The sequence below is a fragment of the Streptomyces griseoaurantiacus genome (genome assembly GCF_036189845.1).
Taxonomy (GTDB): domain Bacteria; phylum Actinomycetota; class Actinomycetes; order Streptomycetales; family Streptomycetaceae; genus Streptomyces; species Streptomyces griseoaurantiacus.
Map to the genome: position 1 here is coordinate 6,798,111 of NZ_CP108326.1, position 13,530 is coordinate 6,811,640.

The 13,530-nt window shown below is 73.0% G+C and carries 11 protein-coding genes; 7 read left to right on the forward strand and 4 right to left on the reverse strand.

Features of this window, described 5'->3' with window-relative positions; genetic code table 11:
- Nucleotides 1-1,818, forward strand: coding sequence for a glycoside hydrolase family 15 protein (locus tag OHB09_RS29870; RefSeq protein WP_328922833.1), 1,818 nt, complete (start codon nucleotides 1-3; stop codon nucleotides 1,816-1,818).
- Nucleotides 1,819-1,872: 54 nt separating this feature from the next.
- Here OHB09_RS29870 and OHB09_RS29875 read toward each other — a convergent pair whose 3' ends face one another.
- From OHB09_RS29875 to OHB09_RS29885, 3 genes are all read right to left on the reverse strand, one after another.
- On the reverse strand, nucleotides 1,873-2,700 hold the full coding sequence (locus OHB09_RS29875) for an esterase/lipase family protein (protein WP_050811099.1): 828 nt from the start codon (nucleotides 2,698-2,700) through the stop codon (nucleotides 1,873-1,875).
- Between the two features lie 113 nt (nucleotides 2,701-2,813).
- Nucleotides 2,814-3,599, reverse strand: a complete 786-nt coding sequence (locus tag OHB09_RS29880) for a hypothetical protein (RefSeq protein WP_006138618.1) — start codon at nucleotides 3,597-3,599, stop codon at nucleotides 2,814-2,816.
- Between the two features lie 163 nt (nucleotides 3,600-3,762).
- On the reverse strand, nucleotides 3,763-4,266 hold the full coding sequence (locus OHB09_RS29885) for a hypothetical protein (RefSeq protein ID WP_006138619.1): 504 nt from the start codon (nucleotides 4,264-4,266) through the stop codon (nucleotides 3,763-3,765).
- Nucleotides 4,267-4,689: 423 nt separating this feature from the next.
- Here OHB09_RS29885 and OHB09_RS29890 point away from each other — a divergent pair, with 423 nt between their 5' ends.
- The 5 genes from OHB09_RS29890 (at nucleotide 4,690) to glgB (ending at nucleotide 12,523) form a co-directional block, all read left to right on the forward strand.
- Entirely contained in the window at nucleotides 4,690-5,082 is a 393-nt protein-coding gene (locus tag OHB09_RS29890; RefSeq protein ID WP_191853506.1) for a DUF5133 domain-containing protein, read from the forward strand.
- A 66-nt stretch (nucleotides 5,083-5,148) separates the two neighbouring features.
- Nucleotides 5,149-7,149, forward strand: a complete 2,001-nt coding sequence (locus OHB09_RS29895) for an alpha-1,4-glucan--maltose-1-phosphate maltosyltransferase (RefSeq protein ID WP_328922834.1) — start codon at nucleotides 5,149-5,151, stop codon at nucleotides 7,147-7,149.
- Nucleotides 7,146-8,879, forward strand: a complete 1,734-nt coding sequence (gene treS / locus OHB09_RS29900; protein ID WP_328922835.1) for a maltose alpha-D-glucosyltransferase — start codon at nucleotides 7,146-7,148, stop codon at nucleotides 8,877-8,879. The genes OHB09_RS29895 and treS overlap by 4 nt, the downstream gene beginning before the upstream one ends.
- Before the next feature lie 57 nt (nucleotides 8,880-8,936).
- A complete protein-coding gene (locus OHB09_RS29905; RefSeq protein ID WP_006139332.1) occupies nucleotides 8,937-10,322 on the forward strand; it encodes a maltokinase N-terminal cap-like domain-containing protein in 1,386 nt (461 codons plus the stop codon).
- Complete coding sequence (gene glgB / locus OHB09_RS29910; protein WP_191892401.1) at nucleotides 10,319-12,523, forward strand: 1,4-alpha-glucan branching enzyme; 2,205 nt, start codon at nucleotides 10,319-10,321, stop codon at nucleotides 12,521-12,523. The genes OHB09_RS29905 and glgB overlap by 4 nt, the downstream gene beginning before the upstream one ends.
- Nucleotides 12,524-12,601: 78 nt before the next feature.
- Here the strand turns inward: glgB and OHB09_RS29915 are convergent, their stop codons facing one another.
- Entirely contained in the window at nucleotides 12,602-13,099 is a 498-nt protein-coding gene (locus OHB09_RS29915) for an ANTAR domain-containing protein (protein ID WP_308117237.1), read from the reverse strand.
- A gap of 54 nt (nucleotides 13,100-13,153) precedes the next feature.
- Between OHB09_RS29915 and OHB09_RS29920 the strand changes: the two genes are divergently transcribed.
- Nucleotides 13,154-13,399, forward strand: a complete 246-nt coding sequence (locus OHB09_RS29920; RefSeq protein WP_006139329.1) for a hypothetical protein — start codon at nucleotides 13,154-13,156, stop codon at nucleotides 13,397-13,399.
- The last annotated feature ends 131 nt before the right edge of the window (nucleotides 13,400-13,530 follow it).

Here is a 13,530-nt window from a genome sequence, read left to right on the forward strand (position 1 = left end):
ATGAGCACGAGCGGCTCCGGGCCGGCCGGTCCGGGCGGGCCCTTCCCGCCGCACGCGCTGCACGACTACGCGCTCCTCGCCGACGGGGAACGGGGCGCGCTCATCGGACCGGACGGCGCCATCGGCTGGCTGTGCGCGCCCTCCTGGCACGACGGCGCCGTCCTCGCCGACCTCATCGGCGGCCGGGGCGTCTACGCCGTCACCCCGCGCGAGCCCTACGTGCCCGGCGGCTACTACGAGGAGGGCACCCTCGTCCGTCGCAGCCGCTGGGTGACCGTCGACGGCATCGTCGAGTGCCGCGAGGCCCTCGCCTTCCCCGGCGACCCCCACCGGCTCGTGCTGCTGCGCCGGCTCCGGGCCGTGGACGGGCCGGCCCGGCTCTCCGTCGTCCTCGACCCGCACGCCGACTACGGCCGCGCCCCGCTGGAGCCGCCCCGCCGGACCGGGCGCGGGGTGTGGGAGCTGCGCACCGGCGGCCTCCGACTGCGCTGGCAGGGCCCGGAGTCGGCCGTGCCCGGCGCGGACGGCCTCACCGCCGAGGTGGACCTCGCGGAGGGGGAGGGGCTGGACCTGGTCCTGGAGTGCTCGGACGTGGCGCTGCCCCGGGAGGCGCCCCGCGCGCAGGACCTGTGGCGTGCCACCGAGGACGCCTGGCGACGGGCCGTGCCGACACTGGACGACACCGTCGCCCCCGGTGACGCCCGCCGCGCCCACGCCGTGCTGCGCGGGCTGACCGCACGGGGCGGCGGCATGGTCGCCGCGGCCACCACCAGTCTGCCGGAGCGGGCCGAGGAGGGCCGCAACTACGACTACCGGTACGTGTGGATCCGCGACCAGAGCTATGCGGGGCAGGCCGCGGCCGCCGTCGGGACGCACGAACTCCTGGACGACGCCGTCCGGTTCGTCGCCGAGCGCCTCCACGAGGACGGGCCGCGCCTCGCCCCCGCCTACACCGTGCACGGCGCCCCCGTCCCCGACCAGCAGGAGCTTCGGCTCCCCGGCTACCCGGGCGGGTTCGACCGGATCGGCAACCATGTGCGCACCCAGTTCCAGCTCGACGGGTTCGGCGAGGCGCTGCTGCTGTTCGCCGCCGCCGCCCGGCTGGGACGGCTCGACGACACCGGGTGGAAGGCGGCCGCCCTCGCCGTCCGCGCGGTCGCCGAGCGGTGGCGGGAACCCGACGCGGGCATCTGGGAACTGGCGAACAGGCGGTGGACCCACTCCCGGCTCACCTGCGTCGCCGGCCTGCGGGCCCTCGCCGACGCGGCCCCGCGCCACCCGATGGCCGGGACCTGCGCCCGTCTCGCCGACACCGTCCTCGCCGCCACCGAGGCGAGCTGTGTCCACCCCGACGGTCACTGGCAGCGGGCCCCCGAGGACAAGAAGGTCGACGCCGCGCTGCTGCTGCCCGCCGTGCGCGGGGCGCTGCCGCCCGGGGACCCGCGCACCCGCGCCACCCTGGAGGCCTGCCGCCGCGACCTGGCCGAGGACCACTTCCTCTACCGCTTCCGGCACGACGACAGACCCCTGGAGGATGCCGAGGGCGCCTTCCTGCTGTGCGGCTTCGCCATGGCACTGGCCGAACACCGGGAGGGCGACCCCGTCGCGGCGTACCGCTGGTTCGAACGCAACCGGGGTGCCTGCGGTGCCTCCGGTCTGTACGCCGAGGAGTTCGACCTCGCCCAGCGCCAGCTGCGGGGCAACCTGCCCCAGGCCTTCGTGCACGCCCTGCTGCTGGAAACGGCGGCCCGGCTGAACGGACCGCCGGGAGGAGCACCCGACGGGGGCGTCCGTGCGGGTGACCGGCCGTCCGGGTGAAACCCGGGCCGGATGGGCGGGGCCGGGCGCGCGGCCGCGGGCCCGGCCGCCGGCTCACCCCGCGAGCGGCACCTCCGCGGTGCCCTCGGCGAGCACCGCGCGGACCTCCTCGATCACCGTGCCGTCCACCGGCAGCATCAGATGGCCCACCCCGTGCACCTGCACATTGCGCACCCGCAGGTCGGGGTGGTCGAGCCGGCCCCGGCTGGTGGGGATGACGGCCTCGTCCAGATCGCTGTAGAAGGACACGAACCGGGTACGGCAGCCCGGGCACGGCTCGTCCAGCTCGGCCAGCAGCTCACTGCCCGGCCGCAGCTGGCGCAGGAAGGGGTGCGGAATGCCCCACAGCGCCATCGCGGTGCCGCCGTGCGGGGTGCCGAGGGTGATCGCGAGCGGGACATGGGCGTCGCCGCCGAGCCGCTGCACGTAGTAGCGGACCACCAGGCCGCCCAGGCTGTGCCCGACCAGGCACACCGGCCGCCCGCCCGTCTGCCGCCGCACCCGCTCCACCTGCTCGCCCAGCAGCCGGGCGGCCTCGGGGATGTCGGGATTGAAGGCGTTGTACGTGGCCATGAAGCACGGCCCGGCACCACTGTCGCGCAGGGCCCGGCGCAGTCGGGTGAAGATCGAGGAGCGGTCGGCCAGCCCGTGCACGAACAGCACGGGCAGACCGTCCTCGTCGGCGCAGTCCAGTTCCTCCAGCCGTGCGTCCGCGCCCCCCAGCCAGGAGGCGAGGCCCCTCACCCCCTGGAGGGTCAGCTCCCACGGCAGTCCGGCCAGCCGCACGTACGCCCATCCGGTCTCCAGTGCGGCACCGCGCAACGCCATCAGTGAGGCGACGACGACACGCGGTCTCATCAGATCCAGGCCCGTGATGCTCATGTGCGGGTCGACCTCCGTCCGGCGCGTCGCCCGGTCTCCCGAAAACCCGCGCCCTCGGCCGATACCAGACCCCGCGAGTACCCCGGCCGCCCCGCACGAACCCAGGGCGCCGATCATGGGGTGCCGCGCGTGCGCCAGGAGGCCGGCCCCTCCCACACCATCCGCCCGAACAGGGCGCCCCCGTACACCACGAATCCCACCCCCGCGAACCACGACTCCACCACCAGCACGGTCCCCACCGCCCCGTAGCTGAGCGCGTTGGTCACCACGAGCGGTGTGAACACCAGGAAGGAGAACACCCGCAGCCCGGCCAGGCAGGCCACCGTCACCAGGGCCCCCGGCAGCAGCTCCCGCCAGCGCACCTGGTGTCCCAGCAGGAACCGGGGCCCCCACCAGAAGAACAGCAGGCCCGTGCCGGCGCTGAGCGCGATGCGGTACGAGCCGTCCAGCACCGTCCGCGACTGCACCTGGAGGTACAGGTACGCCATCAGCGCCACCAGCCAGACGAGCTGCCGCCACACCCGGTGCCAGGGCCCCGAGGACAGCCCCCAGATCCGCTCGTAGCCGTTCTGCACGCTGGCCGCGAACGACAGCCCGAACACGGCGAGCAGCACGCCACCCCACAGGCTGGTCGTGCCCACGACCCGGCTCGGCGGGGAGAACACGCGGTCGACCGCCTCGGCGGACCGGCCGGACAGCCCCATGCCGTCCACCAGCCACAGCGCGAACCCCTCGTGCCGCAGCGGATCGGCGGCGGCCACCACGATCAGCAGGGGAGCGAGGGTGACGAGGGCGAGGGTGGCGAACCCCATGGCCCGGTGCAGCAGCTCCAGGTCCTTGGCACGCCGGTACAGCTCACCGAGCCACGACCGCTCGCGCGGTTCCCCGGACGGCTCCATGCTCGACGGCTCCTTCTGCCCGCTCCTCCCGGTGGTCACGCCGGTGAGTTCCCCGGGACGCACGGACGGTAACCATGACGTCAGGTCCACCGCGCCCCTCACACACGCGAGCGGGCCGCCGGACGTCGGTCCGGCGGCCCGGGCACGGCCGGGTGGCCGCGGGTCAGGCGTGCACCGAGGCCGCCACCTCCTCCGAGTGCGCCAGCGCGGGCACCGGCAGGGCGCGCGGCACACCCAGCGCCGTGCTGATCCCGGGGGTCGGGGCGGGCGCCCTCAGCGGGGCCCGTTCCGCCGCCCGTGCGCGGCGCGAGAACCAGATGATCTTGCCGCCGCCGGCGGTGGCGCAACAGCCCCAGCCGTCGCTCAGCGCGGCGATCTGCGCGAGACAGCCGCTCGGCGCGTAGTGCGGCCGGATGTCACGGTCGCTGTCCTGGACGGCGGTGATCAGGTGCTGGCCGTTCCACCACATCTCGAGCGTGGTGTTCTTGTCCACCGCGTGCCGGGCGATGGTGTGCAGCAGCACGTCGGTGCAGTGGCAGACGGTCTCGGCGTGCGCCTCCAGGTTCCAGTACCGGAGATGGGCGGTCAGGATCCGGCGGATCTGGTCGATCCGGTCCGGGGTGACGTCCACCTCGAGGTGGTAGTAACAGGGTGCTGCGGTCTTCATCGTCGTTGGCTCCTCACCGGCGAAGCTCGCGCTCCTCCTCGCCCTTGTGGGCCGAGCCCCGATCACGAAGCGTGAGCGGTCATCGCTCCTGAGTCACTCCCAGGGTGGGATCGCTACTCCATCCGCGCAACTCGAAGCCGCGTGCCCCGCCCGTTCCGGGCCGGTGGGGCCCCTGGGGCGTGCGCGGGGGCGCGTGTGGGGCGCGCGGAGGGTCGGCCGTGAGGTCGGGTGGTTGAAATCCGAACAGGACGCTTCGTGATGTTGCGTGCACCATGAGTGAAAGCTGTCGAGGGCCGTGGCCGGGCGATGTGTCCGTGTGCACGGCCCTCACCCGACGCCGGACGCCCCGGGCCGCCCCGCGCGGCACCGCGGGGACCGGCGGAACCCAGCGGCATTCCAGAGGAGAAGGAGGTGACCGGTGCGATGCCGAAGCCTGCCAGGGCCGAGATCGCCCGCCATCTCGAGCGGTACCGCGAATGGGAACGCCGGATGCTCGCGGCCCCCGACGACCCGCGGGTGCGGGACGGCTTCGAGAACGAGGGCCGGATCCTCCGCACCCTCATGGGCAAGCGCTGCGCGCGGGAGGCCGCCCAGGCGGCCGAACGCCGGCTGCGCGCCGCCGACGTCGCCCCCACCCCCCGCATCGCCCCCGCGCGGACGCTGCCGCTGACCGCGGAGCGGTCACGGGCGGCGACGGCGCCGCAGCATGCCTCCCCACGGACGAAGACCGCCGGCCGCGCGACGGCCGCATCCCGCCGCGGCACCCGCGCGCCCTCCGGCGCGACCCACCACGGAGAACCCGCCCCGGCGGGCTAGCACAGTCACCCGACCACCCACACCCACCGCGGCCGGTACTGGACGGCGGAGGAGGAGGCGACACCGATGAACCCCGACCCCGCCATCGGCCGCATTCCGGTCCTGGACGTCCGGCCGCTCGTCCAGGGCGGCCGGCGTCCGGCGAAGGCCGTCGAGGGGGAGACCTTCCAGGTCACCGCCACGCTCTTCGCGGAGGGCCACGACGCGATCGCCGCCAACGTCGTGCTGACGGATCCGGAGGGCCGTCCGGGGCCCTGGACGCCGATGCGGGAGCTGGCCCCCGGCACCGACCGCTGGGGCGCCGAGGTCACCCCGACGGCGGTCGGCGACTGGACCTACCGGGTGGAGGCGTGGAGCGACCCCGTCACCACCTGGCGGCACCACGCCGGAATCAAGATCCCGGCCGGCCAGGACGTCGAGCTGATGCTGGAGGAGGGTGCGCGACTGCACGAGCGGGCCGCCGACGGGGTGCCCGACGCGGCGGCCCGCGCCGCGCTCCTCGCCACCGCCGAGGCACTGCGCGACGGGACCCGTTCCCCGCAGGCCCGGCACGGGGCCGCGCTCGCCCCCCGCATCCGGGCGATCCTGGCCGCCCACCCCCTGCGCGAACTCGTCACCACCTCGGCCGCGCTCCCGCTCCGGGTGGAGCGGGAGCGGGCGTTGTTCGGCTCGTGGTACGAGTTCTTCCCGCGCAGCGAGAGCGGGCAACTGGACCCGTCGGTGCACGGCACCTTCCGGACCGCCGCGGAACGACTTCCGGCCATCGCGGAGATGGGTTTCGACGTCGTCTACCTGCCGCCCGTCCACCCCATCGGGACGGCCTTCCGCAAGGGGCCCAACAACACGCTCTCCGCGAGCGAGTCCGATGTCGGCTGCCCCTGGGCGATCGGCTCGCCCGAGGGCGGACACGACGCGGTCCATCCGGCGCTGGGGACGCTGGAGGACTTCGACGCCTTCGTCGCCCGCGCCCGGCGGCTCAACATGGAGATCGCGCTCGATTTCGCCCTGCAGTGCTCGCCGGACCATCCGTGGGTGGAGAAGCATCCGGAGTGGTTCCACCACCGCAGCGACGGGTCGATCGCGTACGCGGAGAACCCGCCGAAGAAGTACCAGGACATCTATCCCATCGCGTTCGACGCGGACATGGACGGGATCGTCGCCGAGACGGTGCGGGTGCTGCGGCACTGGATGGACCACGGGGTGCGGATCTTCCGGGTGGACAATCCGCACACCAAGCCGGTGGTGTTCTGGGAGCGGGTGATCGGGGAGATCAACGGCCGGGACCCGGACGTGCTCTTCCTGGCGGAGGCGTTCACGCGGCCGGCGATGATGCACACCCTGGGCGCGGTCGGTTTCCAGCAGTCGTACACCTATTTCACCTGGCGGACGACGAAGGAGGAGCTGACGGAGTACCTCACCGAGCTCTCCGGTGAGGCGGCCGCGTACATGCGGCCGAACTTCTTCGCCAACACCCCCGACATCCTGCACGCCTACCTCCAGCACGGCGGCCGCCCCGCCTTCGCCGTCCGCGCGATCCTCGCCGCGACCCTGTCCCCCACCTGGGGCATCTACAGCGGCTACGAACTGTGCGAGAACACCCCCCTGCGCCCCGGCAGCGAGGAGTACCTCGACAGCGAGAAATACCAGCTGCGCCCCCGCGACTGGGCCGCCGCCGCACGCGAGGGCCGCACGCTGGCCCCTCTGTTCACCACGCTCAACGCCGTCCGGCGCCGGCACCCCGCCCTGCGCCGGCTCCGCAATCTCCACTTCCATCACACCGACAACGACTCCGTGCTCGCGTACAGCAAGCGCACCGGCACGGACACCGTGGTGACCGTCGTGAACCTCGACCCGCATCGCACGCAGGAGGCGACGGTGTCGTTGGACATGCCGCACCTCGGCCTCGACTGGCACGAGGTGGTGCCGGTGCGTGACGAGCTCACCGGTGACACCTATTCCTGGGGCAGGGCCAATTACGTGCGGCTGGAGCCGGGCGACAGGCCGGCACACGTGCTGACCGTCCTGCGACCGTCCTCACCGCAGATCGGAGGGTCACCCACACCATGATCGTCAACGAGCCCGTCCCGGACACCTTCGAGGACACCCCCGCCAAGGACCGGGACCCGGACTGGTTCAAACGAGCCGTCTTCTACGAGGTCCTGGTCCGCTCCTTCCAGGACAGCGACGGCGACGGCGTAGGGGACCTCAAGGGACTGACCGCCAAACTCGACTACCTGCAGTGGCTCGGTGTCGACTGCCTGTGGCTGCCGCCCTTCTTCAAGTCGCCGCTGCGGGACGGCGGCTACGACGTCTCCGACTACACGGCCGTGCTGCCGGAGTTCGGGGACCTGGCCGACTTCGTCGAGTTCGCCGATGCCGCCCACCAGCGGGGCATGCGGGTCATCATCGACTTCGTCATGAACCACACCAGTGACCAGCACCCGTGGTTCCAGGAGTCCCGCAAGGACCCCGACGGCCCCTACGGCGACTACTACGTCTGGGCCGACGACGACGAGGGCTATCCCGAGGCGCGCATCATCTTCGTCGACACGGAAGCGTCGAACTGGACCTACGACCCCGAGCGCAAGCAGTACTACTTCCACCGGTTCTTCTCCCACCAGCCGGACCTCAACTACGAGAACCCGGCCGTGCAGGAGGAGATCCTCGCGGCCCTCCGCTTCTGGCTGGACCTCGGCATCGACGGCTTCCGGCTCGACGCCGTCCCCTATCTGTATGCCGAAGAGGGCACCAACTGCGAGAACCTGCCCGCCTCCCACGAGTTCCTGAAGCGGGTGCGCAAGGAGATCGACACGCACTACCCGGACACCGTGCTGCTGGCGGAGGCGAACCAGTGGCCGGAGGACGTGGTCGACTACTTCGGGGACTACAGCACCGGCGGCGACGAGTGCCACATGGCCTTCCACTTCCCGGTCATGCCCCGCATCTTCATGGCCGTGCGGCGGGAGTCCCGGTACCCGGTCTCGGAGATCCTGGCGAAGACCCCCGCGATTCCCGCCAACTGCCAGTGGGGGATCTTCCTGCGCAACCACGACGAGCTGACCCTGGAGATGGTCACCGACGAGGAACGCGACTACATGTGGGCCGAGTACGCCAAGGACCCCCGCATGCGCGCCAACATCGGCATCCGGCGCCGGCTCGCACCCCTGCTGGACAACGACCGCAACCAGATCGAGCTGTTCACCGCGCTGCTGCTGTCCCTTCCCGGCTCGCCGATCCTCTACTACGGCGACGAGATCGGCATGGGCGACAACATCTGGCTCGGCGACCGCGACGCCGTGCGCACCCCCATGCAGTGGACCCCCGACCGCAACGCGGGCTTCTCCTCCTGCGACCCCGGCCGGCTCTTCCTGCCCACGATCATGGACCCCGTCTACGGCTACCAGGTCACCAACGTCGAGGCCTCGATGTCCTCGCCCTCCTCGCTGCTGCACTGGACCCGGCGGATGATCGAGATCCGCAAGCAGAACCCCGCCTTCGGCCTCGGCTCCTACACCGAACTGTCCTCCTCCAACCCGGCCGTGCTGGCCTTCCTGCGGGAACACGGCGACGACCTCGTCCTGTGCGTCCACAACTTCTCCCGCTTCGCCCAGCCCACCGAACTGGACCTCCAGGCCTTCCAAGGACGCCACCCCGTCGAACTCATCGGCGGCGTGCGCTTCCCGGCCATCGGGCAACTTCCGTATTTGTTGACGCTCGCGGGGCACGGCTTCTACTGGTTCCGGCTCCGCAGGGAAGCGGCCCCGGCCACCAAGGTGAGCCTGATCGCCAGCGCGTGACCCGAAGCACCCTCCTCCCGTGGATTCCGCCGCGTGGCCCGGAAAGGACGCGACGCCATGCCGAACACCGCAACGCTCCGCCCGAGTGGCCTGGGCGCGGGCTCGCTGCTGACCTCACTGGCCGACCTCCTGCACGGCTGGCTGCCCCGGCAGCGCTGGTTCGCGGGCAAGGGCCGTCCCGTCACGGAGCTCGCCCTGCTCAGCGTGACCGAACTGCACCCCGGCTGCCTTCACCTGCTGGTGCACGCAGGACATGCCGAACCGCCCTCCGGGGAGCACCCCCTGCACGACTGCTACCAACTACTCCTCGGCGCCCACGAGACGCTTCCCCCGCACCTCGCGCCCGCCGCCATCGGCCGCCCCACCGAGGGCCCGCTGGCCGGCCTGATGGTCTACGACGCCCTCCAGGACCCCCGCTCTGCCGCCCTGCTCCTGGAGCGGCTGCGCACCCCGGGCACCGCGGGCGCCCTCGCCTTCGAACGCGACGCCAAGGTGCTGCTGCCCTCCGGCCTCACCCCCCGGCTGCTCGACGCCGAGCAGTCCAACTCCTCGGTGGTATACGGCGACACCTACATCCTCAAGGTGTTCCGCCGCGTCCAGCCCGGCATCAACCCCGACCTGGAGGTGCCGGGCGCGCTCGCCCGGCAGGGCTGCACCCGGGTCCCGGCGCCCGTCGCCTGGGTCCGCACCTCGCTGCCCTGGGACGCCACCCTCGCCGTCCTCCAGCCCTATCTGCGCGGTGCCGAGGACGGCTGGGCCCAGGCCCTGGGCACCCTCGCCTCCGGGGCCGACTTCACCGACGAGGCCTACGAACTGGGCCGCGCCACCGCCGAGGTCCACCTGGCGCTCGCCGCCGCGTTCCCGCTGGAGTACCCCGACCGGCGGCAGCACCGCGAGCTGGCGAGCGCCATGCGCGACCGCATCGACGCCGTCGCCCGGGCCGTGCCCCAGCTCCAGCCGTACGCCCCCGCGCTCGGCTCGGCGGTCGGGGCGCTCGCCGGACTGGACGCCGCCCGCCCCGCGCAACGCATCCACGGCGACCTGCACCTCGGCCAGGTGCTGCGCACGGGGGGCCGCTGGCACCTCATCGACTTCGAGGGCGAACCGGCCCGCCCGCTGCCCGAACGCCGCCGCGCCCAGTCGCCGATACGGGATGTGGCGGGGATGCTGCGGTCCTTCGACTACGCGGCGCGCACGGGCAGACCCTGGCGCCCCGAATGGTCCCAGCGCTGCCGCGAGGCCTACTGCGCGGGATACGCCGCCGCGGCCGGCTGGGACCCCCGGCAGGAACCCGAACTGCTGCGCGCCCACGAGACGGACCGGGCCGTGTACGAGGTCCTCTACGAGGCCCGGCACCGCCCCGACTGGCTACCCGTGCCGATGGCGGCGATCACCCGTCTCGCCGAACGTCCACCGGCCGGATCGAGGAGGCCCACACCATGACCGCACGCACACGAACCCGCCCGGCCCCGCCGGCGCGGCCCGCGCCGCCCACCGCGGAGGACAGGGAGCGGCTGCTGGCCGGCACCCACCACGACCCGCACGCCGTCCTGGGCGCACACCCCGTGCCCGGCGGCGTCGCGGTACGGGCGCTGCGTCCCTACGCCACGGCGGTCACGGTGGTGACGGACGACGGGGAGACCGCGCTGCACGAGGACGGCGAGGGCTTCTTCTCCGCGCTGCTGCCCCGGCCCGAACTCCCCGCCCACCGGCTGCGCGTCGCCTACGGGGACACGGTGTCGGAGACGGAGGACCCGTACCGCTTCCTGCCCGCGCTCGGCGAGTTCGACCTGCACCTCGTCCACGAGGGGCGGCACGAGCGGCTGTGGACCGCGCTGGGCGCCGAGCCGATGGTCCACCAGGGCGTCGAGGGCACCCGCTTCACGGTGTGGGCACCGCACGCGCGCGGAGTCCGGGTGTGCGGCGAGTTCTGCCACTGGGACGGCACCGCCTGGCCCATGCGCTCGCTCGGCCACAGCGGGGTGTGGGAGCTGTTCGTGCCCGGTCTCGGGGAGGGCACCCTCTACAAGTTCGACATCACCCGCCCCGACGGCAGCCACACCCTGCGCGCCGACCCGATGGCCCGGCGCGCGGAGGTCCCCCCGGCCACCGCCTCGATCGTCACCGCCCCGCACCACGAGTGGAACGACGCCGAGTGGATGTCCCGGCGCGGCGAACGCCCGGTGCACGAGGCCCCGTTCTCCGTCTACGAGGTCCACCTCGCCTCCTGGCGGCCCGGCCTCACCTACCGCGAACTCGCCGAGCAGCTTCCCGCGTACGTCCGCGAACTGGGCTTCACCCATGTCGAGCTGATGCCGGTCGCCGAGCACCCCTTCGGCGGTTCCTGGGGCTACCAGGTCACCGGCTTCTACGCCCCCACCTCCCGCCTCGGCACCCCCGACGACTTCAAGTACCTGATCGACGCGCTGCACCGGGCCGGCATCGGCGTCCTCATGGACTGGGTGCCCGCCCACTTCCCGCGCGACGACTGGGCACTGGCCCAGTTCGACGGGGCCAACCTCTACGAGCACGCCGACCCGCAACGCGCCTCGCACCCCGACTGGGGCACCCTGGAGTTCGACTACGGGCGCAACGAGGTGCGCAATTTCCTCGTCGCCAACGCCGTGTACTGGTGCGAGGAGTTCCACATCGACGGCCTGCGCGTGGACGCCGTCGCCTCCATGCTCTACCTCGACTACTCCCGCGAGGACGGGCAGTGGGTGCCCAACATGTACGGCGGGCGCGAGGACCTCGCCGCCGTCGCCTTCCTGCAGGAGATGAACGCCACCGTGTACCGGCGCTGCCCCGGCGTCGTCACCATCGCCGAGGAGTCCACCGCCTGGGACGGCGTCACCCGGCCCACCGACATCGTGGGCGCCGGCGGCTTCGGCGGACTCGGCTTCGGGCTGAAGTGGAACATGGGCTGGATGCACGACTCGCTGGAGTACATCCAGCACGAGCCGGTGCACCGCAAGTACCACCACAACGAGATGACCTTCTCGATGGTCTACGCCTACAGCGAGAACTACGTCCTGCCCATCTCCCACGACGAGGTCGTGCACGGCAAGCAGGCGCTGGTCAGCAAGATGCCCGGCGACTGGTGGCAGCGCCGCGCCAACCACCGCGCCTACCTGGGCTTCATGTGGGCCCACCCCGGCAAGCAACTCCTCTTCATGGGACAGGAGTTCGCCCAGGGCGCCGAGTGGTCGGCGGACGCGGGGCCGGAGTGGTGGCTGATGGACGAGGGGTACTGCGCGGCCGGCGACCACCGCGGCATCCGGGACCTGGTGCGCGATCTGAACCTGCGGTACCGGGAGACGCCCGCCCTGTGGGAGCGGGACACCTCGCCGGAGGGCTTCGCGTGGATCGACGCGAACGCGGGCGAGGACAACGTCCTGTCGTTCGTGCGGTACGACGCGAAGGGCGCCCCGCTCGTCGTCGTGTGCAACTTCTCGCCGGTCGTCCGGCACGACTACCGGGTGGCGGTGCCGGAGCGCATCGGGGTGCTGCGGGAAGTGCTGAACACGGACGCGGAGCAGTACGGCGGGAGCGGGGTGAGCGGCGGCGAGCTGGTCAAGCCGGAGGCGGACGGACTGCGCATGACGCTGCCGCCGCTGGCCACGGTGTGGCTGAGGCCCGCATAGCCCCCGGCCCCGCGAGAGGCGCGTGGTGCCCGGCACCCCCCGAGGGGTGCCGGGCACCACGCGCCTCTCCGCGACGGCCTACCCGGGTTCCTCCGCGCCCTCCCGCCCCGAGGACGCGGCGGCGCTCTCGCGGGGGTCCGGCAGGCGGGTCGGCCCGTGGCGGTCCAGCGCGTCCTCCAGGGCGGCCCGCACCCCGGGCGGAAGCACCCCCGTGCCGCCCCAGTGGACGAGCGTCTCCGCCAGGAGGCGCAGCTTGGTGTTGGTGTGCTGGGAGACCTCCACCAGCACCCGCCACCCCGCCTCCGGCGTCACCCGCGCCAGCCCGACGACGATGCCGATCGCCTGGTCCACCACCGCGTGCGAGCTGACGGCCTCCTTGAGCTGGCAGATCTCCTCCTGCATGGCGAAGATCCGCGCCGCGTCCGCCGCCGCCCCCTCGCGGTCCTGCGGTTCCTGCCCAGCCCGGGCACTCGAGGTCATCGTCCCTCCGGGTTCCTGTTCGGGGCCCACCGTGCGGGGCGTTGCCTCCATGGTCGCGGCGCGGGCCGCCGTGTGCGAGCCGGGACGGAGTGTCACGGTCACCACCTCGCGCCACCGGCTGGACGGCGCAACCCCGGGTACTCGGGTGCCATGCACGAGAACACCGCACGACACGAGGCGCACAGGACGGACGACACGGGCGGCAAGCCGGCCGGCACCGCGGCCGAGGAGGTCCTGGAGGAGCTGAAGGAGCTCGGCGAGGAGGAGGACACCGACACCTCCGCCGGCACCCCCGGCGGCTCCGGCGACCCCCTCACCACCAGCCGCCACGCCAACCGCGAGGCCGCCGAGGGCCACCCCGAGGGCGAACCCGGCCGGACCGGCCACCGCGACTGACCGCGGCGGTCCCGCGGCCCGGGTCCGGGTCGGGGCCCGGGCTCCCGGGACCGATGCGCACCACGTGTTGCGCTTCGGGCATCACCACAGCTCAGCCCGGTGGGATGTGGCAGCTTCCCCCTCCGGGTGAG

Bases quoted from the DNA above. Each gene is read 5' to 3' on its own strand.
- OHB09_RS29905 (WP_006139332.1), top strand. From the start codon at position 8,937: ATGCCGAACACCGCAACGCTCCGCCCGAGTGGCCTGGGCGCGGGCTCG.
- OHB09_RS29895 (WP_328922834.1), top strand. From the start codon at position 5,149: ATGAACCCCGACCCCGCCATCGGCCGCATTCCGGTCCTGGACGTCCGG.
- glgB (WP_191892401.1), top strand. From the start codon at position 10,319: ATGACCGCACGCACACGAACCCGCCCGGCCCCGCCGGCGCGGCCCGCG.
- OHB09_RS29885 (WP_006138619.1), bottom strand. From the start codon at position 4,266: ATGAAGACCGCAGCACCCTGTTACTACCACCTCGAGGTGGACGTCACC.
- treS (WP_328922835.1), top strand. From the start codon at position 7,146: ATGATCGTCAACGAGCCCGTCCCGGACACCTTCGAGGACACCCCCGCC.
- OHB09_RS29870 (WP_328922833.1), top strand. From the start codon at position 1: ATGAGCACGAGCGGCTCCGGGCCGGCCGGTCCGGGCGGGCCCTTCCCG.
- OHB09_RS29920 (WP_006139329.1), top strand. From the start codon at position 13,154: ATGCACGAGAACACCGCACGACACGAGGCGCACAGGACGGACGACACG.
- OHB09_RS29880 (WP_006138618.1), bottom strand. From the start codon at position 3,599: ATGGAGCCGTCCGGGGAACCGCGCGAGCGGTCGTGGCTCGGTGAGCTG.
- OHB09_RS29890 (WP_191853506.1), top strand. From the start codon at position 4,690: ATGCCGAAGCCTGCCAGGGCCGAGATCGCCCGCCATCTCGAGCGGTAC.
- OHB09_RS29875 (WP_050811099.1), bottom strand. From the start codon at position 2,700: ATGAGCATCACGGGCCTGGATCTGATGAGACCGCGTGTCGTCGTCGCC.